This window comes from Blastococcus sp. SYSU D01042, from assembly GCF_054050515.1.
The window spans coordinates 440585-462439 of record NZ_JBJGZM010000001.1; the positions used below are offsets into that span (position 1 = coordinate 440585).

Annotated in this window: 22 protein-coding genes; 6 read left to right on the plus strand and 16 right to left on the minus strand. The window is 74.2% G+C overall.

The annotated features are described in order from the left end of the window. The first annotated feature begins 27 nt into the window (after window positions 1–27). Complete coding sequence (locus ACI79H_RS02240) at window positions 28–1308, plus strand: DUF445 domain-containing protein (RefSeq protein WP_456552739.1); 1281 nt, start codon at window positions 28–30, stop codon at window positions 1306–1308. 12 nt (window positions 1309–1320) lie between these two features. On the opposite strand, the gene ACI79H_RS02245 is transcribed toward ACI79H_RS02240, so the two are convergent. From ACI79H_RS02245 to ACI79H_RS02275, 7 genes are all read right to left on the minus strand, one after another. After that, on the minus strand, window positions 1321–1749 hold the full coding sequence (locus ACI79H_RS02245) for a CBS domain-containing protein (RefSeq protein ID WP_456552740.1): 429 nt from the start codon (window positions 1747–1749) through the stop codon (window positions 1321–1323). A 75-nt stretch (window positions 1750–1824) separates the two neighbouring features. Next, on the minus strand, window positions 1825–2034 hold the full coding sequence (locus ACI79H_RS02250; protein ID WP_456552741.1) for a dodecin: 210 nt from the start codon (window positions 2032–2034) through the stop codon (window positions 1825–1827). Window positions 2035–2093: 59 nt separating this feature from the next. Then, a complete protein-coding gene (gene rlmB / locus ACI79H_RS02255) occupies window positions 2094–3080 on the minus strand; it encodes a 23S rRNA (guanosine(2251)-2'-O)-methyltransferase RlmB (RefSeq protein ID WP_456552742.1) in 987 nt (328 codons plus the stop codon). Continuing rightward, complete coding sequence (gene cysS, locus ACI79H_RS02260; protein WP_456552743.1) at window positions 3062–4462, minus strand: cysteine--tRNA ligase; 1401 nt, start codon at window positions 4460–4462, stop codon at window positions 3062–3064. The genes rlmB and cysS overlap by 19 nt, the downstream gene beginning before the upstream one ends. Window positions 4463–4472: 10 nt before the next feature. After that, window positions 4473–4994, minus strand: coding sequence for a 2-C-methyl-D-erythritol 2,4-cyclodiphosphate synthase (ispF, locus tag ACI79H_RS02265; RefSeq protein ID WP_456552744.1), 522 nt, complete (start codon window positions 4992–4994; stop codon window positions 4473–4475). Further along, window positions 4991–5680 carry a 2-C-methyl-D-erythritol 4-phosphate cytidylyltransferase gene (ispD, locus tag ACI79H_RS02270; RefSeq protein ID WP_456552745.1) on the minus strand — a complete coding sequence of 230 codons (690 nt, stop codon included), beginning with the start codon at window positions 5678–5680 and terminating at the stop codon, window positions 4991–4993. Before ispD ends, ispF begins: the two co-directional genes overlap by 4 nt. Before the next feature lie 50 nt (window positions 5681–5730). Further along, on the minus strand, window positions 5731–6213 hold the full coding sequence (locus ACI79H_RS02275) for a CarD family transcriptional regulator (RefSeq protein ID WP_091767428.1): 483 nt from the start codon (window positions 6211–6213) through the stop codon (window positions 5731–5733). Window positions 6214–6429: 216 nt separating this feature from the next. Between ACI79H_RS02275 and ACI79H_RS02280 the strand changes: the two genes are divergently transcribed. Further along, window positions 6430–7191: a UbiA family prenyltransferase gene (locus ACI79H_RS02280; protein WP_456552746.1), complete on the plus strand. Its 762-nt coding sequence runs from the start codon at window positions 6430–6432 to the stop codon at window positions 7189–7191. On the opposite strand, the gene ACI79H_RS02285 is transcribed toward ACI79H_RS02280, so the two are convergent. Continuing rightward, the gene (locus ACI79H_RS02285; protein WP_456552747.1) at window positions 7192–8760 is read right to left on the minus strand and encodes a cryptochrome/photolyase family protein; all 1569 of its coding nucleotides are present in this window, start codon (window positions 8758–8760) and stop codon (window positions 7192–7194) included. It lies immediately after the preceding gene. Window positions 8761–8867: 107 nt separating this feature from the next. Between ACI79H_RS02285 and ACI79H_RS02290 the strand changes: the two genes are divergently transcribed. From ACI79H_RS02290 to disA, 3 genes are all read left to right on the plus strand, one after another. Further along, entirely contained in the window at window positions 8868–9515 is a 648-nt protein-coding gene (locus tag ACI79H_RS02290) for a copper chaperone PCu(A)C (RefSeq protein ID WP_456552748.1), read from the plus strand. 58 nt (window positions 9516–9573) lie between these two features. Then, entirely contained in the window at window positions 9574–10938 is a 1365-nt protein-coding gene (gene radA, locus ACI79H_RS02295) for a DNA repair protein RadA (RefSeq protein ID WP_456552749.1), read from the plus strand. Between the two features lie 111 nt (window positions 10939–11049). Beyond that, the gene (gene disA / locus ACI79H_RS02300; RefSeq protein WP_456552750.1) at window positions 11050–12135 is read left to right on the plus strand and encodes a DNA integrity scanning diadenylate cyclase DisA; all 1086 of its coding nucleotides are present in this window, start codon (window positions 11050–11052) and stop codon (window positions 12133–12135) included. A 22-nt stretch (window positions 12136–12157) separates the two neighbouring features. Here disA and ACI79H_RS02305 read toward each other — a convergent pair whose 3' ends face one another. After that, window positions 12158–12850 (minus strand): MucR family transcriptional regulator, encoded by a 693-nt coding sequence (locus ACI79H_RS02305; RefSeq protein ID WP_456552751.1) that lies wholly within the window; start codon window positions 12848–12850, stop codon window positions 12158–12160. 76 nt (window positions 12851–12926) lie between these two features. Here ACI79H_RS02305 and ACI79H_RS02310 point away from each other — a divergent pair, with 76 nt between their 5' ends. Further along, on the plus strand, window positions 12927–13829 hold the full coding sequence (locus tag ACI79H_RS02310; RefSeq protein ID WP_456552752.1) for an A/G-specific adenine glycosylase: 903 nt from the start codon (window positions 12927–12929) through the stop codon (window positions 13827–13829). Between the two features lie 75 nt (window positions 13830–13904). Here ACI79H_RS02310 and ACI79H_RS02315 read toward each other — a convergent pair whose 3' ends face one another. The 7 genes from ACI79H_RS02315 to ACI79H_RS02345 all read right to left on the minus strand — a co-directional run bounded on the left by ACI79H_RS02315 (window position 13905) and on the right by ACI79H_RS02345 (window position 21849). Next, entirely contained in the window at window positions 13905–16442 is a 2538-nt protein-coding gene (locus ACI79H_RS02315; protein WP_456552753.1) for an ATP-dependent Clp protease ATP-binding subunit, read from the minus strand. Between the two features lie 308 nt (window positions 16443–16750). After that, complete coding sequence (locus tag ACI79H_RS02320) at window positions 16751–17101, minus strand: histone-like nucleoid-structuring protein Lsr2 (RefSeq protein WP_456552754.1); 351 nt, start codon at window positions 17099–17101, stop codon at window positions 16751–16753. A 163-nt stretch (window positions 17102–17264) separates the two neighbouring features. Further along, window positions 17265–18791 carry a bifunctional lysylphosphatidylglycerol synthetase/lysine--tRNA ligase LysX gene (lysX, locus tag ACI79H_RS02325; protein WP_456552755.1) on the minus strand — a complete coding sequence of 509 codons (1527 nt, stop codon included), beginning with the start codon at window positions 18789–18791 and terminating at the stop codon, window positions 17265–17267. A 44-nt stretch (window positions 18792–18835) separates the two neighbouring features. Continuing rightward, window positions 18836–19621 (minus strand): type III pantothenate kinase, encoded by a 786-nt coding sequence (locus ACI79H_RS02330; RefSeq protein WP_456552756.1) that lies wholly within the window; start codon window positions 19619–19621, stop codon window positions 18836–18838. A 4-nt stretch (window positions 19622–19625) separates the two neighbouring features. After that, on the minus strand, window positions 19626–20054 hold the full coding sequence (gene panD / locus ACI79H_RS02335) for an aspartate 1-decarboxylase (protein WP_456552757.1): 429 nt from the start codon (window positions 20052–20054) through the stop codon (window positions 19626–19628). Beyond that, window positions 20051–20908 (minus strand): pantoate--beta-alanine ligase, encoded by an 858-nt coding sequence (panC, locus tag ACI79H_RS02340; RefSeq protein ID WP_456552758.1) that lies wholly within the window; start codon window positions 20906–20908, stop codon window positions 20051–20053. The genes panD and panC overlap by 4 nt, the downstream gene beginning before the upstream one ends. Beyond that, on the minus strand, window positions 20905–21849 hold the full coding sequence (locus ACI79H_RS02345; protein ID WP_456552759.1) for a Rossmann-like and DUF2520 domain-containing protein: 945 nt from the start codon (window positions 21847–21849) through the stop codon (window positions 20905–20907). The genes panC and ACI79H_RS02345 overlap by 4 nt, the downstream gene beginning before the upstream one ends. Window positions 21850–21855 lie beyond the last annotated feature (6 nt).

The window sequence follows — 21855 nt, forward strand, 5'->3', positions numbered from 1 at the left end:
GGCGGTCGGGGTCCCTAGGCTCGGCTCGTGCCGGAACCCCGACCGCCCCTCGCCCTGGCCGGCTCCCTCGACGACCCGGAGCGGGCCCGCGACCTGGCCCGCATGAAGCGGCTGGCCACGGGCCTGTTCGTGCTGGCCGCCGCCGTCTTCCTCGGCTGCGTCCTGCTCGGCGAGGAGCACGGCGCCTGGGTCGGCTACGTGCGCGCCACCGCCGAGGCCTCCATGGTCGGCGCGCTCGCCGACTGGTTCGCCGTCACCGCGCTGTTCCGGCACCCGCTGCGGCTGCCGATCCCGCACACCGCGATCATCCCGCGCAAGAAGGACCAGATCGGCGAGAGCCTGGGCACCTTCGTGCAGGAGAACTTTCTGACCCGCGCCGTGGTCGAGGAGAAGCTCGGCACCATCGACGTCCCCGGCCGGCTCGGTGCCTTCCTGGCCTCCCCCGGCCGGGCCGAACGCCTCTCCGGCGACGCCGCCGCCGCGCTCAGCGCGCTGACCGAGCTGCTCCGCGACGAGGACCTCGAGCCCGCCGTCGCCGCGCTGGTGGAGCGCAAGCTGCACGAGACGCCGGCCGCCCCCGCGCTGGCCCGGGTGCTGGAGCTGGTGGTCGACGGCGACCGCCACCAGGAGGTGCTGTCCGCGGCGCTGCGACTGCTGTCCCGCTTCCTGGAGGACAACCGGCTGGTCTTCCGCGCCCAGCTCGGCGACGCCTCCCCCGCCTGGGTCCCCGACTGGGTGGACGACCGGGTGTTCGACCGCATCTTCGCGGGCCTGCAGGGCTTCTTCGACGAGGTCGGCGCCGACCCGCGGCACCCGCTGCGCCACTCCTACGACGTCCGGCTGCGGGCCTACGTGGAGGCGCTGCGCACCGACCCGGTGACGGCGGCCCGCGTCGAGGCGCTCAAGAAGGAGCTGCTCGAGCACCCGGCGGTGCGGACCTGGTCGGGGTCGCTGTGGACCAACGCGAAGACCTCCGTGCTGGCGGCGGCGGCCGACCCGGATTCCGAGCTGCGGGCGCGGGTCACCGGGCTGGTGCTGCACGGCGCCGGGCTGCTGCGGACCGACCCCACCGTGCGCGAGCTGGTCCAGCGGCACGCGGGCAGCGTCGCCGGGTACCTGGTCGAGCGGTTCTCCGGCGACCTGGCCGACCTGGTGAGCAGCACCGTGGCCCGCTGGGACACCGACGAGACCAGCCGGCGGATCGAGCTGCAGGTGGGCCGCGACCTGCAGTGGATCCGCGTCAACGGCACCGTCGTCGGAGGACTCGCCGGGCTGGTGATCTACACCGTCGCCCAGCTCATCGGCTGAGCCCGGGCGGGGTCAGGTCTGGATGTAGTCCACGAGCTGCCGGCGCTCCTCCTCGAGCTCGTCCAGCCGCGCCTTGACGACGTCGCCGATCGAGACGATGCCGACCAGCTCGCCGTCGGCGACGACGGGGACGTGCCGGACGCGGTGGTCGGTCATCGTCCGGGCGAGGCCGTCGACGCTGGCGTCGGGCGGGCAGACGTGCACCTCGGTGGTCATCACGCTGGACACCGGGTCGGCGAGCAGGCCGGCGCCCCGGTCGTGCAGCCCCCGGGCGACGTCCCGCTCGGAGACGATGCCCTCGACCCGGCGGCCGTCGGAGGAGACGACGAGCGCGCCGATGCCCTTGTCGGCCAGCAGCGCCAGCGCGGTCCGGACGCTCTCGGACCCGTCGACGGTCGTGACCTCGCGGCCCTTGTGGCGGAGCAACTGGCTGATCTGCACGGTGCCTCCTCGGGAGCGGTGCCGGGAGTGTGCACCTGTGCGGAGCCCGTGGGCAACGGTGCCGGGTGCGGCCGCTCAGTCCTCGACGCGGAAGCCGATCTTCACGCTGACCTGGAAGTACGCGACCCCGTTGTCCACGACCTGGCCGCGGATCTCCTGGACCTCGAACCACTCGATGTTGCGGACCGTCTGCCCGGCCTTGGCGATGGCGTTGCGGACCGCCTCGTCGACGCTGACCGGGCTGCTGCCCACGATCTCGCTCAGCCGGTACACGTGGTCGCTCACCGTGGGCTCCTGACGTCGTCGGACGGGAACCCGACTGTGGCAGGGCGGCCCTCGGGCCGCTAGTCCGCGGAGCGGCGTGCCGCCGCCGCGGCGAACAACGCGATCCCCGCGGCCACGCTGACGTTCAGCGACTCGGTGTCGCGGTCGATCGGGATGCGGACGACGACGTCGCACTTCTCCCGCACGAGCCGGGACAGGCCGGTCCCCTCGGCGCCGACGACGAGGGCCACCGGGTCGGCGAACCCGTCGTACTCGTGCAGGTCGACGTCGCCGTCACCGGCCAGGCCCACGGTCTGCAGGCCGGCGTCCTGGTACGCCCCCAGGGTGCGGGCCAGGTTGACCGCGCGGGCGACGGGGATGCGGGCGGCCGCGCCGGCGCTGGTCCGCCACGCCGACGCCGTCATGCCGACGGCGCGGCGCTGCGGGACGACGACGCCGTGCGCGTCGAAGGCGGCGGCGGAACGCACGACCGCGCCGAGGTTGCGCGGGTCGGTGACGCCGTCGAGCGCGACGAGCAGCGGCGGGCGGCCGGAGTCCCGCGCCACGTCGAGCAGGTCGTCGGGGTGCACGTAGTCGTAGGGCGGCACCTGCAGGCCGATGCCCTGGTGCAGCGCGCCCTGGGACATCCGGTCGAACTCGGCCTTGCCCACCTCGAGCAGCGGCAGCCCGCGGTCGGCGGCCAGCGCCAGGGCCTCGGTGATGCGCTCGTCGGTGGCGCGGGCGGTGTCGCCGGTGACGACGTACAGCGCGGTCGCCGGGATGCGGGCACGCAGCGCCTCCACCACCGGGTTGCGGCCGAGCAGCAGCTCGGGCGCCTCCTCGGCCCGCTGCCGCGCCCGGGTGCGCTCGGCCCGCTGCCGCTCCGCGGCCTGCGCCCTGCGCTGCGCGGGGTGGCCGTAGCGCTCGGCGGCGGGTGGGGTCGCCCCGCGCCCGGCGAGAGCGCGGCGGTTCTTGCCGCCGGTGCCGGCGGTGGCGGTCTTCTTGCCTGCGCCTGTCGTGCGGCCGCGTCGCTGGCTGTTGCCGGCCATCAGCGGGTCAGCTCCCATCGGGGTCCGTGCGGGGTGTCCTCGACGGAGACGCCGAGGGCGGTGAGCTGGTCGCGGATCGCGTCTGCGGCGGTGAAGTCCTTGCGGGCACGCGCGGCCTGGCGCTGCTCGAGCGCGAGCGCCACGAGGCCGTCGGTGGCCTGCGCGAGGCGGTCGTCGGAGCCGGCCGCCCACTGCTCGTCGAGGGGGTCCAGGCCGAGGACGCCGAGCATCGCCCGCACGCTGCCGAGGGCGGCTCGGGTCGCCGCGTCGTCCCCGTCGGCCAGGGCGGTGTTGCCCTCGCGGACGGTCTCGTGGACGACGGCGACCGCGGCGGGGGTGCCCAGGTCGTCGTCCAGGGCGGCGCGGAACGCCTCGGGCAGCTCCGCGTCGGGCACGGCGGCCCCCACCCGCTCCGCGGCGCGCTTCACGAACGACTCGATCCGCCGGTAGCCGGCGGCCGCCTCGTCGAGGGCGGCGTCGGTGAACTCGATCGTCGACCGGTAGTGCGGCGCGACCAGGTAGTACCGCAGCTCCACGGGGCGGACCCGCCGGACGACCTCGTCGACCTGCGCGGTGTTGCCCAGCGACTTGCTCATCTTCTCGCCGCCGAGGGTGACCCAGCCGTTGTGCATCCAGTACTGGGCGAACCGCTCACCGGCCGCGCAGGACTGCGCCAGCTCGTTCTCGTGGTGCGGGAACCGCAGGTCCAGCCCGCCACCGTGGATGTCGAAAGCCTCGCCCAGGTACTTGCCGGCCATCGCCGAGCACTCCAGGTGCCAGCCGGGCCGGCCGCGGCCCCAGGGGGTGTCCCAGGACGCGGTCGCCGGCTCGCCGGGCTTGGTGCCCTTCCACAGCGCGAAGTCGCGGGGGTCGCGCTTGCGCTCGTCGGTGTCGGTGTCCGCGGCGGGCTCGAGGTTCTCCAGCTTCTGGCCGGTGAGCGACCCGTAGGAGGGGAACGACCGGACGTCGAAGTACACGTCGCCGTCGACGGCGTAGGCGTGCCCGCGGTCGATCAGCCGCTGCATCAGCTCGACCATCTCGGGGATGTGCCCGGTGGCGCGCGGCTCGTAGGTCGGCGGCAGCACCCCGAGGACGTCGTAGGCGCGGGTGCAGGCGCGCTCGTTCAGGTACGCCCAGGCCCACCAGGCGATGTCCCGCTCGGCGGCCTTCGCGAGGATCTTGTCGTCGATGTCGGTGACGTTGCGGACGTAGGTGACCTCCAGGCCGCTCGCCTCGAGCCAGCGGCGCAGCACGTCGAAGGAGACGGCGGCGCGGATGTGCCCGACGTGCGGGGGGCCCTGCACGGTCAGTCCGCAGACGTAGAGCGACGCCCGACCGGCACGCAGGGGCGTGAAGTCGCGGACCGCGCGGGCGGCCGTGTCGTACAGGCGGAGGCTCACTGCGCCGAGTCTACGGAGTCGCCGCGGTGCCCTCTGCCTGCGGAGAGGCCGCCTCCCCCGTGCGGACCACCAGCGCGGTGGCCACCGCGGCCCGCCCCTCCCCCCGGCCGGTCAGGCCCAGCCCGTCGGTGGTGGTCGCGGCGACGCTCACCGGGGCGCCGAGCGCGGCCGACAGCACCGCCTCGGCCTCGGCCCGGCGCGGCCCCACCTTGGGGCTGCCGCCGACGAGCTGCACCGAGGCGTTGCCCACCTGCCAGCCGGCCGCGGCGAGCACCTCGCGCACGTGGGCCAGGACGTCGGCGCCGCGGGCACCGGCCCAGCGCGGGTCGTCGGTGCCCAGCAGCCCGCCGATGTCGCCCAGCCCGGCCGCGGAGAGGACGGCGTCGGTCAGCGCGTGGGCCACGACGTCGCCGTCGGAGTGCCCGGCGCAGCCGTCGACGCCGGGCCACTCCAGGCCGGCGAGCCAGCACGCGCGGCCGGCCTCGATCGGGTGCACGTCGGTGCCGATGCCGACCCGGGGCAGTGCGGTCACGGGGCGGTCTCCTGCGGGGTCGGTCCGGCGGCCAGCGCGAGCTCGGCGAGCGCCAGGTCGTGCGCGACGGTGATCTTGGCGGACCGTTCATCGCCGGCCACGGTCGCCACCGCGGTCCCGGCCCGGCGGACGACGGCGGCGTCGTCGGTGAGGTCGGCGTCGGCCTCGAGCGCGGCGTAGGCGGCCTCGAGGACGGCGCGGTCGAAGCCCTGCGGCGTCTGCACCCGGCGCAGGAGCGCGCGCGGCGGGGCGTCGGCGACCCGGCCGGCGTCGTCGACCAGGACGGTCGTGTCCACGACGGGGAGCACCGGCACGACGGCCGGCGTCCCCGCGGCCAGTGCCTCGAGGACGCGGGCGATCACCGCCGGCGGGGTGAGCGGGCGGGCGGCGTCGTGCACCAGCACCGCCGTGGCGGCCGACCCTGCGGCGGCCAGCCCGGCCCGGACCGACGCGGTGCGGGAGGCGCCCCCGGCGACGACGGCGACCCCGGGCGGCAGCACGGCCTCGAACTGCGCGCGCTGCGCGGCGGGGACGACGACCACCACCTCGGCGACGCCGCCGGCGCGCAGGCCGTCGACCGCGTGGCGGACCAGCGGACGGCCGGCGAGCGGGACCAGCGCCTTCGGCGTACCGGCCCCCAGACGCGAACCACTCCCGGCCGCTGCCACGATCGCGACAGCGTGCACGGGAGTGGTCCGGACGTCGTTCTGGAGCTGGGTGCTCGGGTGGGCCGAGCTCAGCTGGCGAGGACCTCGTCGAGCAGGATCTCGGCCTTGTCCTCGTTGGTGCCCTCGGCGAGCGCGAGCTCGCTGACCAGGATCTGGCGGGCCTTGGAGAGCATGCGCTTCTCCCCGGCCGACAGGCCGCGGTCCTTGTCGCGACGCCACAGGTCGCGGACGACCTCGGCGACCTTGTTCACGTCACCGGAGGCCAGCTTCTCGAGGTTGGCCTTGTACCGGCGCGACCAGTTGGTCGGCTCCTCGGTGTGCGGGGCGCGGAGCACCTCGAACACCTTGTTGAGGCCTTCCTGGCCCACGACGTCGCGGACACCGACGATCTCAGCGTTGTCAGCCGGGACGCGCACGGTCAGGTCGCCCTGGGCGACCTTCAGCACGAGGTATGCCTTCTCGACGCCCTTGATGGTCCGCTGCTCGATCGCCTCGATCAGTGCGGCACCGTGATGCGGATAGACGACGGTCTCGCCGACAGTGAAGCCCATGTGAATGTGACCCCTTTCGCTGTCCCAAGGCTACCACGGCAGACTGACCCGACGGACCCGAGTCATGTTGCAAAGGTGCAGGTCAGAGGGCTGGTCCGCCTCGGGCGAGGGGTTGACAGAGGCATGGCTGATGTGCGTGCACCGGGCTCGCGACCCGCGCTGCTCGCGGCCCTGACGCGCGCTACGCACCCCGGTCCGGCGGTCGCGGTGACCACCGTGGCCACGCTGCTCGCCGTCGCCGCCGGCGCCGGACCCGGCCGCACCGCGCTGGTCTGCGCGGCCGTTCTCGCAGGTCAGGCGTCCATCGGCTGGAGCAACGACTGGCTCGACGCGGACCGCGACCGCGCCGTCGCGCGCCCGGACAAGCCCGTCGTGCAGGGCGCCGTCTCCCCCCGCCTGCTGCGGACGCTGGCCCTGTCCTCGCTCGCCGTCGCCGTCGTGCTCTCCCTCCTGCTGGGTGTCGTGCCGGGGCTCCTGCTGCTGGTGCTCGTGGCCAGCGGCTGGGCCTACAACGCGGGGTTGAAGAGGACGGCGGTCTCCGCGATCCCGTACGTCACCGGGTTCGGGGCGCTGCCCGCCGGCGTGGTCGCCGCGGCACCGGGCACGCCCACGGCCCCGTGGTGGCTGGTCGCGGCCGGCGGCGCGCTGGGCGCCGCCGCGCACCTGGCCAACGTCGCGCCCGACCTGGAGGACGACCTGGCCACCGGTGTGCGGGGGCTGCCGCACCGGCTGGGCGCGGTCGCCTCGGCGGTGGTCTGCGCGGTGCTGCTCCTCGCGGCCTCCGTGGTGCTCGTCGCAGCACCGGAGGGGGCGCCGACCGCCACGGGGTGGGCGGTGCTGGTGGTCGCCGTCCCGGCGGCCGCCGTCGCCGCGCTGGCCGGCAGCCCGCGCGCCCGCCGGCTGGCCTTCCCCGCCGTCATGCTGCTCGTGGTGGTGGACGTCGTCCTGCTGCTCACCGGCGGCGCGACGGTCACCTAGTCACGGGGCCTCGGTGCCGCGCAGCTGCTCCTGCTCGACGACGGCGGGCAGGTCCTTCAGCCGGTCGAGGCCCTGCAGCGGCCGGCGCATGCGCAGGTTGCCGGCCAGCCGGTCGCGGGTGCGGTCGAGGAAGCTCCAGTAGCCCGCGGTGAACGGGCAGGCGTCGTCCCCGAGCCGCGTGCGCGGGTCGTACCGGCAGCCCCCGCAGTAGTCGCTCATCCGGTCGATGTAGGCCCCGCCGGAGGCGTAGGGCTTGGTGGCCAGCACCCCGCCGTCGGCGTGCTGGCTCATGCCGACGACGTTGGCGACCATCACCCACTCGTAGCCGTCGACGAAGCTCTCGTGGAACCAGTCGGTCATCGCCGAGGGGTCGATGCCGCGCTGCAGCGCGTAGTTGCCGAGCACCATCAGCCGCGGGATGTGGTGCACCCAGCCGTCGCGACGCAGGTCGGCCAGCACGTCGGAGAGGCAGGCGGCGCCGACCGCGGCGTCGTCGAGGTCGGCCAGCCAGCCGGGCACCTGCTCGTGGGCGGCGAGGTGGTTGCGTCGGCGGAAGTCGCGACCCAGGTGCCAGTACATGTGCCAGATGTAGTCGCGCCAGCCCATGACCTGGCGGACGAAGCCCTCGACGCTGTTGAGCGGCAGCAGGTCGCCGGCGGCGGCCCGGTCGCGGGCGTGCTGCTCGGTCGTGACGACCACCTCGAGCGGGTCGAGCAGGCCCAGGTTCATCGCCGGCGACAGCAGCGAGTGGGCCAGCCACCGGTCGCCGGCCAGCATCGCGTCCTCGTGCGGGCCGAAGGCCCCCAGCCGGTGCTCGAGGAAGTCCTCCAGCCGGTGCAGCGCCTCGGCCCGCGTGACCGGGAACAGCCGCGGCCCGTCGTCGCCGACGAAGGACACCAGCCCCTCGGCCTCCCACCGGTCGAGGTCGGCGCGCACCTCGGCGTCGATCTCGTCCTCCTCCGGCCACCACGGGTCCGGGACGCCGATCCGACCGTCGGTCGGCGGGGGTTCGCGGTTCTCCTCGTCGAGGTTCCACCGGCCGCCCACCGGCTCCGTCCCGGCCATGAGGACGTCGTGGCGGCGGCGCGAGTCGCGGTAGAAGTCCTCCATCAGCAGGCGGCGTCTCCCCCGGCCCTCCGCCCAGGCGGCGAACTCGGGCTGCGTGGTCACGAAACCCCGGGCGGCGAGGACCTCCAGGCCGGGCCGGCGCAGCACGTGGTCCCGGCTCCCCCACGACGTCGGTGCGCAGACGCTGAGCGGCTCACGGACCCGGTCCAGCGCCTCGGCGTAGGTGCCCCCCTGGTGGAAGTCGGCCTGGTCGCCGAGCTCGGCGGCGCGGTGCCGCAGCGCGGACAGGACCAGGTGCGCCTTCTGCCGGTGGAAGCGGCGGCGGGCGAACACCCGGCGGGACTCGATCAGCAGCACCGGCTGGTCCGGCCGGTCGAGGAAGTGCGGGCCCAGCTGGTCGGCGAAGCACCACCTCCGGGTGCCCGGGGACTCCGCGGGGAAGTCGGCCAGGGCGGGGTCGACCGCCCGGACCTGCCCGCCCTGCGCTGCGCTCGACGCCATCCGCCTCACCTCCCGGCGAACATCGTGGGGCGACCGATAGTCTGGGCGCGACTCGGTCCCCGGCCCCGGAGACCGCTCACCCCGAACCTGTGTGGAGGTCGACGGCCGTGAACCGCGCACTGCGCGCCACTCTCGTGGGCGTTGCTCTGTTCTCCCCCGTCGCCCTCTCCGCGTGCAGCGCGGGTCAGGTCACGCAGACGGCCACCCAGGAGCGCGACAAGGTCGGCGCCATGGCCCAGGTCGACGACATCACGCTGCGCCAGGTGCAGCTCGCCTACCCGCGCAGCGGCAGCTACGACGCCGGGGACGACGCCGAGCTCACGATGGCCATCGTCAACACCGGCGAGGAGACCGACACGCTGCTCTCGGTCGAGGGCGAGGGCTTCGGCGGCGTCGAGATCTCCGGCACCTCGCCGGACGTGAACGCCGCGGGCGCCCCGGCGGGCACCGTCGACGTCGCCGGCGACGGCGAGATCGAGCTGCTGCCCGACACCACGGTCTTCGTGGGCACCGGCGACCTGACGATCACGCTCACCGACCTGGACGAGGCGCTCACCGTCGCGCAGCAGGTGCCGCTCACCTTCACCTTCGCCAACGCCGGTGAGATCAGCGTGACCGCCACCGTGGCCACCCCCGACGAGGAGCTGGAGCGCGGCGAGCCCTTCGACTTCCACCACTCGGAGGACGAGGAGGAGGCCCCCGGCGGGGGCTCCGAGGACATCGCCCGCGACCGCGAGTCCGACGTCGGCGACTGAACTGCCGCCGCTCCGCGCGTCCCACCGGATTGTCATAGGCCGGGGTTAGCGTCGCGGCGTGCCGCCCGCAGGAGTGAAGACCGCCCGCCCCGCCCACCGCTGCACCGAGTGCGGCTACGCCTCCGCCAAGTGGGTCGGGCGCTGCCCCGAGTGCCAGGCGTGGGGCACGATCGAGGAGGCCGGGACCGCCGGGCCCTCGCTGCGCGCGGTGGCGGCCGGCCCGGTGACGGCCCCGGCCCGCCCCATCGCCGAGGTCGAGCTGGCCGGCGCGCGCGCCGTGCCCACCGGCATCGGCGAGTTCGACCGGGTGCTCGGTGGCGGCCTGGTCCCCGGCGCGGTGCTGCTCGTCGCCGGGGAGCCCGGGGTCGGCAAGTCCACGCTGCTGCTCGAGGTGGCCCACCGGGTCGCCGCCGGCAACGGCCCGGCCCTGGTGGTCTCGGGCGAGGAGTCCGCCGGCCAGGTCCGGCTGCGCGCCGAGCGGATCGGCGCCCTGCACGAGCGGCTCTACCTGGCCGCCGAGACCGAGCTGTCGGCGGTGCTCTCCCACGTCGAGCAGGTGAACCCGACCCTGCTGGTGCTCGACAGCGTCCAGACCGTGCGCTCCCCGGGCGACGGCACCGACGGCGGGGCGACGCAGGTCCGCGCCGTGGCCGGCGCGCTGACCGCCGTCGCCAAGAGCCGCGGGATGACCACCATCCTGGTGGGCCACGTGACCAAGGACGGCGCGATCGCCGGACCGCGGACCCTCGAGCACCTGGTCGACGTGGTGGTCTCCTTCGACGGCGAGCGGCACTCCACGCTGCGCCTGGTGCGCGCCACCAAGAACCGCTTCGGCCCGGCCGACGAGATCGGCTGCTTCGAGATCGGCGACGCCGGGGTGGTCGGCGTCCCCGACCCCTCGGCGCTGTTCGTCTCCCGCCGGGCCGCGCCCGTTCCCGGCAGCTGCGTCACCGTCACGATGGAGGGCAGCCGGCCGCTGCTGGCCGAGGTGCAGGCCCTGGTCGCGAGCTCCTCGGGGGGCGGCTCGCCGCGCCGGGCGGTGAGCGGCCTCGACGCGCAGCGGGTCGCGATGGTGAACGCCGTCGTCGAGCGGCGCGGCGGGGTGAAGCTGGCCGACGCCGACGTGTTCGCGGCCTCCGTGGGCGGCGTGCGCATCGCGGAGCCCGCCGCCGACCTCGCCCTCGCGCTGGCCATCGCCTCGGCGGCCCGCGACCGGGCGCTGCCGGCCGGGATGATCGCCCTCGGCGAGGTGGGGCTGTCCGGGGAGATCCGGCGGGTCGGCGGCACCGGTCGCCGGCTGGCCGAGGCGGCCCGGCAGGGCTACACGGTGGCGCTGGTCCCGGAGGACGCCGGCCCGCCGCCGCCCGGCATGCGGCTGGTCGAGGTGCCCGACCTCGGGTCGGCCTTCGCCCGCTTCTTCTGATCCGCGCAGGTCTCGCATCTGGCAGGGTGAGCTGCGGGGACCGCAGGCCGGTCGCCCGTCGGCCGGGCACGTAGACTCGGCATCCGTAGCAGTCGACCGTCAGGAGCGCTCGTGTCCGCCGCTGAGGACCCCGATGTCGCCTTGCGCGACCTCCTCGGCCGGATCGCTCCGGGTACCGCGCTGCGCGACGGTCTCGAGCGCATCCTGGCCGGTCGCACCGGGGCGCTGATCGTGCTGGGCTACGACCGCGTGGTCGAGGGCCTGTGCACCGGCGGTTTCGCGCTGGACGTGGCGCTGTCGGCCACCCGGCTCCGCGAGCTGGCCAAGATGGACGGCGCGGTGATCGTCTCCTACGACGGCTCGCGGATCGTGCGCGCCGGCGTCCACCTGATGCCCGACCCGACCGTCCCCACCGAGGAGTCGGGCACCCGGCACCGCACCGCCGAGCGGGTGGCCATCCAGACCGGCTTCCCCGTCATCTCGGTGAGCCAGTCGATGCACATCATCAGCGTGTACGTGGCCGGGCGCCGCTACACCCTCGAGCACCCCACCACGATCCTGGCCCGCGCCAACCAGGCCCTCGCCGCCCTCGAGCGGTACAAGCTGCGGCTGGACGAGGTGGCCAGCACGCTGTCCGCCCTCGAGATCGAGGACCTCGTCACCGTGCGCGACGCGATGAGCGTCAGCCAGCGGCTGGAGATGGTCCGCCGCATCGCCGACGAGATCGAGGGCTTCGTCGTCGAGCTGGGCACCGACGGGCGCCTGCTCGCGTTGCAGCTGGACGAGATGCTGGCCGGGGTCGAGGAGGACCGCGGGCTGCTCGTGCGCGACTACCTGCCCGACGGCGGCCGCCGCGTGCGGACGATCGACCAGGTGCTCACCGACCTGCGGGCGCTGTCGGCCACCGAGCTGCTCGACCTCTCGGCGGTCGCCCGCTGCTACGGGCTGCCCACCTCGCCCGACGCGCTGGACTCCCCCGTCAGCCCGCGCGGGTACCGGCTGCTCAACCGGGTGCCGCGGCTGCCCTCGGGCATCATCGACCGGCTGGTCGACCACTTCGGCGGGCTGCAGAAGCTGCTCGCGGCCACCATCGAGGACCTGCTCGCCGTCGAGGGCGTCGGCGAGGCCCGCGCCCGCGGCATCCGCGAGGGGCTCTCCCGCCTCGCCGAGACCTCGATCCTCGACCGCTACAGCTGAGCCCCGCCCGGCTGCGGGGGCATCAGGTGAGCGTGAACGCGGCGTCCGCGGAGCCCACGGTGTCCAGCCGGCCGCGGACGGCGTAGCTGCCGGCGGGCGGCGGCGTCCGCTCCCCGGCGCAGTCCGGCGTGCTGGTGCGCCCGCCCCAGACCACCGGGAAGGCGACCGCCTCACCGGGCGCCAGCGTGCGCACGTCGGCACCGGACTCGGGGAAGCAGTCGTTGCTGCCCCAGACCCGGGCGCCCGAGCTGTCGAGCAGGATCAGTTCCTGGAGCCCCTTGTCCAGGTCGCGGACGCAGGGCACGGCCGCGGTGTTGACCACCACGAGCTCGAAGACCGGCTTGGCGCCCACCGCGGCGGTGCCGGGGGTGCGGACCTCGACGGTCAGCACGTCGTCCGTGCAGGGCCCGCCCGCCTCCGGCGCCGCGGCGACCGGTTCCTCGACGGCGACCGGCTCCTCGGCGGCCGCGGGAACGGGCACCGGCGGCTCCGGCGTGCGGACGGCGGTGAGCGACGGGACGACCTGCTCCAGCGCCGGCGTGGGCACGTCCGACGCACCCGCTGCAGTGGTCGTGCTCCCCTCGGCGGCCGAGCGCCCGGTCAGCAGCACGACGCCCCACACGCCCGCGCCCAGCACCGCGAGGAGCGCGCCCAGCACGACCAGCCGGCGGCGCCAGTAGACGCGCGCCGGGAGCGGTCCGACCGGGTGCAGCACGGCGAGAACGCTAGCCCGGCCCCGTGCACCGCCGGACCCGGCACGCCGCTCCGCCGAGGCGGCACACTGGACCCCCGTGACCAGCCTTCCCACCCGTCCCGGGCAGCGCCCGGCCCCGGGCCCCGGCGACGTGATCGTCGACTGGTTCGCGACCGCCGCCCGCGACCTGCCGTGGCGCCGCCCCGGGGTGGACGCCTGGGCGGTGCTGGTCAGCGAGGTGATGCTGCAGCAGACCCCGGTGGCCCGCGTCGAGCCGGTCTGGCGGGAGTGGCTCGACCGGTGGCCCCGTCCCTCCGCCCTGGCCGCCGCGAGCCCCGCGGAGGTCATCCGTGCCTGGGGCAAGCTGGGTTACCCGCGCCGGGCGCTGCGGCTGCGCGAGGCGGCGGCCGCCATCGCCGAGCGGCACGGCGACGTCGTCCCGTCGTCGGTGGCCGAGCTGGAGGCGCTGCCGGGCATCGGGACCTACACCGCCCGCGCGGTCGCCTGCTTCGGCTACGGCCAGCGGCAGCCCGTCGTCGACACCAACGTCCGGCGCGTGGTCGCCCGGCTGGTGCACGGCCGCGCCGAGGCGGGCAACGCACGGGCCGCCGACCTGGCCGACGTGGCCGCACTGGCGCCCGAGGACGAGGACCGGGCGGTGCGGTTCTCCGTGGCGGTGATGGAGCTGGGCGCGCTGGTCTGCGTCGCCGGCACCCCGCGCTGCGGCGTCTGCCCGGTGCGCGAGCAGTGCGCCTGGCGGCTGGCCGGGTCGCCGGCCCACGAGGGGCCGCCCCGGAAGGTGCAGAAGTTCGCCGGCACCGACCGCCAGGTGCGCGGCCGGCTGCTCGACGTCCTGCGGGCGGCGACCGAGCCGGTGGACGCCGCCGCGCTCGACCGCGCGTGGGACGACGCTCTCCAGCGCTCGCGCTGCCTGGACTCGCTGCTCACCGACGGCCTGGTGGAGCAGACCGAGGACGGCCTCTTCACCCTCCCCCGCTGACGACCGGCCGGGACATGCGACGGGGGCCGCCCCCACCTCTCGGTGGGGACGGCCCCCGTCGTGCCGTGCTGGTCGTTACTCGGCGGCCGCCGAGGAACCGTCCTCGTCGCCCTCGGCGCCCGAGAGGGCGACCGGCGGGGTGTCGGGGAGGTCGATCGGCTTGGCCTCGCCGCGGAAGGTGAACTTCTGCAGCACGCCCTCCGCGTCGTCGACGTCGACCACGATGATCTGCCCGGCGCTGAGCTCGCCGTACAGGATCTTCTCGCTCAGCGCGTCCTCGATCTCGCGCTGGATGGTCCGGCGCAGCGGCCGGGCACCCAGGACGGGGTCGAAGCCACGGGCGGCGAGCAGCTTCTTCGCAGCCGGCGTGATCTCCAGCGCCATGTCCTTGTTCGCCAGCTGGCTCTCCACGCGGGCGACCATCAGGTCGACGATGTGGATGATCTCGTTCTCGGTCAGCTGGTGGAACACGACGATGTCGTCGATGCGGTTGAGGAACTCCGGCCGGAAGTGCTGCTTGAGCTCCTCGTTCACCTTGAGCTTCATGCGCTCGTAGTTCGACTGGTCGTCGTTGCCGGCCTGGAAACCGAGCCCGACGGCCTTGGAGATGTCGCGCGTACCGAGGTTGGTCGTGAGGATCAGGATCGTGTTCTTGAAGTCCACGATCCGGCCCTGACCGTCGGTGAGCCGACCGTCCTCCAGCACCTGCAGCAGCGTGTTGAACACGTCCGCGTGCGCCTTCTCGATCTCGTCGAAGAGGACCACCGAGAACGGCTTGCGCCGCACCTTCTCGGTCAGCTGGCCCCCCTCGTCGTAACCGACGTAACCGGGAGGTGCACCGACCAGGCGGGACACGGTGAAGCGGTCGTGGAACTCGCTCATGTCGATCTGGATGAGCGCGTCGTCCTCGCCGAAGAGGAAGTTCGCGAGCGCCTTGGCCAGCTCGGTCTTACCGACACCCGAGGGGCCGGCGAAGATGAACGAGCCACCGGGACGACGAGGGTCCTTGAGGCCCGCCCGCGTGCGCCGGATCGCCTGGCTGACGCTCTTGATGGCCTCTTCCTGGCCGATGATCCGCTTGTGGAGCTCGTCCTCCATGCGGAGCAGCCGCGAGGTCTCCTCCTCGGTCAGCTTGAAGACGGGGATGCCGGTCCAGTTGGCCAGCACCTCGGCGATCTGCTCGTCGTCGACCTCGGCGACGACGTCCATGTCGCCGGCCTTCCACTGCTTCTCGCGCTCGGCCTTCTCGCCCAGGAGCGTCTTCTCCGTGTCGCGCAGCGCCGCGGCCTTCTCGAAGTCCTGCGCGTCGATCGCCGACTCCTTCTCGCGGCGGATGCCGGCGATCTTGTCGTCGAACTCGCGCAGGTCCGGCGGGGCGGTCATCCGCTTGATCCGCATGCGGGCGCCGGCCTCGTCGATCAGGTCGATCGCCTTGTCCGGGAGGAAGCGGTCGGAGATGTACCGGTCGGCCAGCGTCGCGGCGGCCACGAGCGCGCCGTCGGTGATGCTGATCCGGTGGTGCGCCTCGTACCGGTCGCGCAGCCCCTTGAGGATCTCGATCGTGTGGGTGAGCGTCGGCTCGCCCACCTGGATCGGCTGGAAGCGGCGCTCGAGGGCGGCGTCCTTCTCCAGGTGCTTGCGGTACTCGTCGAGCGTGGTGGCGCCGATGGTCTGCAGCTCACCGCGGGCCAGCATCGGCTTGAGGATGCTGGCGGCGTCGATCGCGCCCTCGGCGGCACCCGCACCGACGAGGGTGTGGATCTCGTCGATGAACAGGATGATGTCGCCGCGGGTGCGGATCTCCTTGAGCACCTTCTTGAGGCGCTCCTCGAAGTCACCGCGGTAGCGGGAACCGGCGACGAGCGCGCCGAGGTCCAGCGTGTAGAGCTGCTTGTCCTTCAGCGTCTCGGGCACCTCGCCCTTGACGATGGCCTGCGCCAGGCCCTCGACGACGGCGGTCTTGCCGACGCCGGGCTCGCCGATGAGGACGGGGTTGTTCTTGGTCCGGCGGGACAGGACCTGCATGACCCGCTCGATCTCCTTGGCCCGCCCGATGACCGGGTCGAGCTTGGAGTCGCGCGCGGCCTGGGTCAGGTTGCGGCCGAACTGGTCCAGGACCAGCGAGGTCGACGGCGTGCCCTCGGCGGGGCCGCCGGCCGCGGCCGGCTCCTTGCCCTGGTAGCCGGAGAGCAGCTGGATGACCTGCTGGCGGACGCGGTTGAGGTCGGCGCCGAGCTTGACGAGGACCTGGGCGGCCACGCCCTCGCCCTCGCGGATCAGGCCGAGCAGGATGTGCTCGGTGCCGATGTAGTTGTGGCCGAGCTGGAGCGCCTCGCGCAGCGAGAGCTCGAGCACCTTCTTGGCCCGGGGGGTGAAGGGGATGTGGCCGGACGGCGCCTGCTGGCCCTGCCCGATGATCTCCTCGACCTGCTGGCGGACACCTTCGAGCGAGATGCCCAGGGACTCCAGGGCCTTGGCGGCGACGCCCTCACCCTCGTGGATCAGGCCCAGGAGGATGTGCTCGGTGCCGATGTAGTTGTGGTTGAGCATCCGGGCCTCTTCCTGGGCCAGGACGACGACACGGCGGGCTCGGTCGGTGAACCGTTCGAACATCTGCTGCTTCTCCTTCGACCGGCTGGTCCGGCACTGTCCCTCCCTGGTCTGGGGAAGGAGCACCCGACATCCGTCGGCGCTGGGGGCACCGGTCATTCCACTGTAGTCGCGAACCACGCCGCCCCGTCGCTGTGCGGCGGGCGCGGTGGATGGCTGTCCGGTCCAACTGATACCGGTGGACCGCTGTTCCGCCGCGGTTACGCCGTCAGCGGACGGCGGCGCGCCGCCCCGGGGACGACGGAGGCCCGGTCCCCCACCGGGGAACCGGGCCTCGCGACGTGCTGGGAGCCCCTCGTCGGGGCCCTCGCTCAGTGGGCGGCTTCGTAGGCCTCGACGACGCCGGCCGGGATCCGGCCGCGGTCGCTGACCTGGTGGCCGTTCTTGCGGGCCCAGTCGCGGATCGCGCCGGCCTGCTCGCGGTCCATGCGACCGCCGGTGGCACGGGAGCGCCCGCCGCCGGAGGCCCCGCCGCGGCTGCCGCGGCCGACCTTGCGCGCGGCCGAGACGTACCGGGAGAAGGTGTCCCGCAGCTCCTTGGCGTTCTTCTCCGCGAGGTCGATCTCGTACGACGTGCCGTCGAGCGAGAAGCTCACCGTCTCGTCGGCGGGAAGGTTCTCGTCGAGGTCGTCACTCAGGATGACCTGGACCTTGCGCGCCATTCGCGTTCCTCACATTCAGTTCAAACGGTAGAGCACTGCAGGCCGAGGGGCCGTTGGAATTACCCCCGAAGGGGAGCCAACGACATCATTGCACCATACCGGGATGCAATTGCACCACTATCCCTGGACGCGATCCTTTGTGGTGAATCGGCCCTGACGCGTTCTACTGAGAAGTAATTGGCCTGACCAGCGGGAACAAGATGGTCTCGCGAATACCGAGCCCGGTGAGCGTCATCATCAGCCGGTCCATGCCCATGCCCATACCGCCGGTGGGCGGCATTCCGTACTCGAGCGCCTCCAGGAAGTCCTCGTCCAGCGCCATGGCCTCCGGGTCGCCGGCGGCGGCGAGCACCGCCTGCGCGGTGAACCGCTCGCGCTGCACGACGGGGTCGACCAGCTCGGAGTAGGCCGTCGCCCGCTCGATGCCCCCGATGTAGAGGTCCCACTTCTCCGCCAGCCCCGGCGTGCTGCGGTGCGCGCGGGTCAGCGGCGAGGTGTCCACCGGGTAGTCGACGACGAACGTCGGGGACTGCAGCGTGTCCTGGACGAGCGCCTCGAAGATCTCCTCGACCACCTTGCCCGGCAGCCAGTTCGGGTCGACGCCGACGTCGTGCCGCTCGGCGACCGCCCGCAGCGTCGCGATCGGCGTCTCCGGGGTGATCTCCTCCCCCACCGCCTCGGAGACCGCGGTGTAGAGCGGGACCTGCGGCCACTCCCCCGAGAGGTCCACCTCGGTGCCGTCGTGGTGCCGCGCGGTGTGGTCGCCGAACAGGGCCACCGAGGCGTCCTGGATGAGCTCCCGGGTGACCGTGGCCATCTCCTGGTAGTCCGCGTACGCCTGGTAGGCCTCGAGCATCGCGAACTCCGGGGAGTGCGAGCTGTCGGCGCCCTCGTTGCGGAAGTTCCGGTTGATCTCGAAGACCCGGTCGAGCCCGCCGACGATGCACCGCTTGAGGAACAGCTCCGGTGCGATGCGCAGGTACAGGTCGAGGTCGAACGCGTTCATGTGGGTGCGGAACGGCCGGGCGGCAGCACCTCCATGCACGGTCTGCAGCATCGGGGTCTCGACCTCGAGGTAGCCGCGCTCGGTGAGCCCGGCCCGGAGCGAGGACATCACCGTGGCCCGCTGGCGGACGGTGCGGCGGGCCTCGTCGCGCACGATGAGGTCCACGTAGCGGCGGCGGACCCGCAGCTCCTCGCTCATCGGCTTGTGGGCGACCGGCAGCGGCCGCAGCGCCTTGGCGGTGAGCTGCCAGGAGTCGGCGAAGACGGAGAGCTCGCCCCGGCGCGACGTCCCGACCTCTCCCGTGACCAGCACGTGGTCACCGAGGTCGACGTCGGCCTTCCAGGCCGCCAGGGACTCCTCGCCGACGCGGTCGCGGGAGAGCATGACCTGCAGCTCGGCGTCGCCCTCGCGCAGCGTCGCGAAGCACAGCTTGCCGGTGTTGCGGAAGAAGATCACCCGGCCGGTGACGCCGACCTGCGCGCCGGTCATGGTGTCCGGCTCCGGGTCCGGGTGGGCGGCGCGGACGGTGGCCAGCGTCGTGGTCCGGGGGACGGTCACCGGGTAGGGGTCGACGCCCGAGTCCCGGAGCCGGTCGAGCTTGGCGCGGCGGACCCGCATCTGCTCCGGCAGCTCGTCGGTGCCGGCGTCGTCGTCCGCGGGAGAGCCGTTCGGTCCGTCGTTCACGGGGGCCGAGCCTACGGGGGCCGCTCCCGCCGGTGACCGGGGAACTACCGGGACTGGTGCCGCTCGAAGGCCAGCCGCAGGCCGTGCACGGTCAGGTCGGGCTCCCGCTCGGTGATCGTGCGGCAGTTGTCGGCGATCAGCGGTGCCAGGCCCCCCGTGGCGACGACGACCGGCGGCGCACCGAACTGGGCGACCAGCTCCGCCGCGATCCGCCCGACCAGCCCGTCGACCAGGCCGGCGAAGCCGAGCACCAGGCCGGACTGCAGCGCTGCCACGGTGTTCTTGCCGATGGCGTGCGGCGGGGCGGTCAGCTCCACCGAGCGCAGCTGGGCGGCGCGGGAGGCCAGCGCGTCCAGGCTCACCTCCACCCCCGGGGCGAGCGCGCCACCGAGGAACTGCCCGTCGGGGCCGACGGCGTCGACGTTGGTGGAGGTGCCGAAGTCGACCACGACCACCGGCCGGCCGCTGCCGTCGGAGCGGCGGCCGTGCAGCTCGTGCGCGGCCAGCGCGGTGACGACCCTGTCGGCGCCCACCTCGCGCGGGTTGTCCACGTGCAGCGGGACGCCGGTGCGCACCCCCGGGCCGATGAGCACGACCGGCACGTCGAGGCCGTCCATCAGCTGGCGGAGGGCCGGCAGCAGCGCCGGCACCGCCGAGCAGGCCGCCACGCCCGTCACGGTGGTGTCGCGGAGCAGCCCGCGCCAGGCCATGAGCAGCTCGTCGGCCGTGGCCCGCGGCGAGGTGGTGACGCGCCAGCAGCCGACCCGCCGGGCGCCGTCGAAGGTGGCGAGGACGGTCTGGCTGTTGCCGACGTCGACGGTCAGCAGCACCGGGTCACCGGACGACCGGGACGCCGTGGTCGCTCCGCCGCTGGTCGGTGGCGCCGGGGACGGGGGCGGAGGGGTCCGCGCCCAGCTCGACGATCCGGTTGTCCGCGTCCACGTGCACGACCGTGGGGAGGTAGCTCTTGGCCTCGGTCTCGTCCATCAGGCCGTAGCTGATGAGGATGACCATGTCGCCGGGGTGCACCAGGTGCGCGGCGGCGCCGTTGATCCCGATGACGCCGGTACCGCGCTCGCCGGGGATGACGTAGGTCTCCAGGCGTGCGCCGTTGGTGATGTCGACGATCGCGACCTGCTCGCCGGGCAGCAGGTCCGCGGCGTCGAGGAGGTCCTCGTCGACCGTGACCGAGCCGACGTAGTGCAGGTCGGCCTGGGTGACCGTCGCACGGTGGATCTTGGACTTGAGCATCGTGCGCATCATCGGTCGGTCTCTCCCAGCTGGATCTGCGTGTTGTCGAGGAGTCGTGTGCTGCCGGCGCGGACGGCGACCAGCAGGCGGGCGGGTCCGGCGGCGGGCGCCGGCCCCAGGTCGGTATCGGTGAGTTCGAGGTAGTCCTGGAGCAGGTCGGGCCGCTGCGCGAGGACGGCGCGGGCGGCGGCGAGCACCGCAGCGGCGCCCCGCGGGCCGGCGGCGGCCCCGGCGCGCAGCGCGGCCGAGATCGTGGCGGCCGCGGCGCGCTGCTCCGGGTCCAGGTAGCGGTTGCGGCTGGACAGCGCCAGGCCGTCGTCCTCCCGCACGGTCGGGACGCCGACCACCTCGACCGGCAGCGCCAGCTCCCGCGCCATGGCGCGGATCAGCGTCAGCTGCTGGTAGTCCTTCTCGCCGAACAGCGCGACGTCGGGGCGCACGAGACCGAAGAGCTTGGCGACGACGGTCAGGACGCCGGCGAAGTGACCCGGCCGCACCGCGCCCTCCAGCACCGAGCCCAGCGGGCCGGGGTCGACGGTCACGCCCACGGCGCGCGGCGGGTAGACCTCCTCGACCGGCGGGTGGAGGACGACGTCGGCGCCCTCCTCGGCCAGCGCGGCGAGATCGGCGTCCCAGGTGCGGGGGTAGCGGTCGAAGTCCTCACCGGGGCCGAACTGGGTGGGGTTGACGAACACCGAGACGACGACGGTGGCGGCGTGCTCGCGGGCGGCCCGGACGAGCATCCGGTGGCCCTCGTGCAGCGCGCCCATGGTGGGGACGAGCGCGACGGGGCCGGGCAGGTCGGCGAGGATCGCCCGGAGGTCCGCGGCGGTCTCCGCGACGGCCGGCGTCACCACGGCGGTCACCGGGAGCCCGCCCCGTCGCGGCTGTCGTCGAGCAGGTCCAGGAGCGGGGCGCCCTCGTGCCGCTTCAGCCGGCCGGCGTCCAGGGCGCGCTCGGTGGTGCGGCGGGCCATCGCGACGTAGGCCGCGACCGCGGCCGGCGCGCGGTCGGCGAGCGCCTCGACGTGCCGGCCGACGGTGCCGACGTCGCCCCGGCTCACCGGCCCGGTCAGCCCCCGGTCGCCGCGCCGCAGGCCGTTGTCCAGGGCGGCGGTCAGCAACGGGGCGAGGATGCGGGAGGGCTCGCCGACGCCGGCGGTGCGCAGCAGGTCCGCCGCCTCGGCGACGAGCGTGACCAGGTGGTTGGCACCGGTGACCAGGGCGGCGTGGTACAGGGTGCGGTCGGCCTCGGCCACGAAGAACGGCTCGCCGCCCATCTCGAGCACCAGGGTCTCCGCGACCGGCCGGTAGGCCGGTGCGCTGGTCACCCCGAAGGGCGAGCCGGAGAGCCGGTCGGCGTCCTCGGGAGCGCCGGTGAAGGTCATGGCCGGGTGCAGGGCGAGCGGCAGGACACCGGCGCGCTCGGCGGGCTCGAGCACCGCGAGCCCGTGCGCCCCGGAGGTGTGGAAGGCGAGCTGACCCGGCCGCCAGGCCCCGGTGCCGGCCAGTCCGGCGACCAGGCCCGGGAGGGTGTCGTCGGGGACGGCGAGCACGACGAGGTCCGAGGCGGCGACCACCTGGTCGGCCGGCAGCAGCGGGACACCGGGCAGCAGGCGGGCGGCGCGCTCGGCGGAGGCGGCCGAGAGACCGGAGGCGGCCACGACGTCGTGACCTGCGGCGGAGAGCGCGGCACCCAGGACGGCGCCGACGCGGCCGGCGCCGAGGATCCCGACGCGCAGTCGCGCGGGTGCGTCGGCGGCTGCGGGCAGACCGGCAGCTCGGTCGTTCCTGCGGGCAGCAGGCATCGGTGC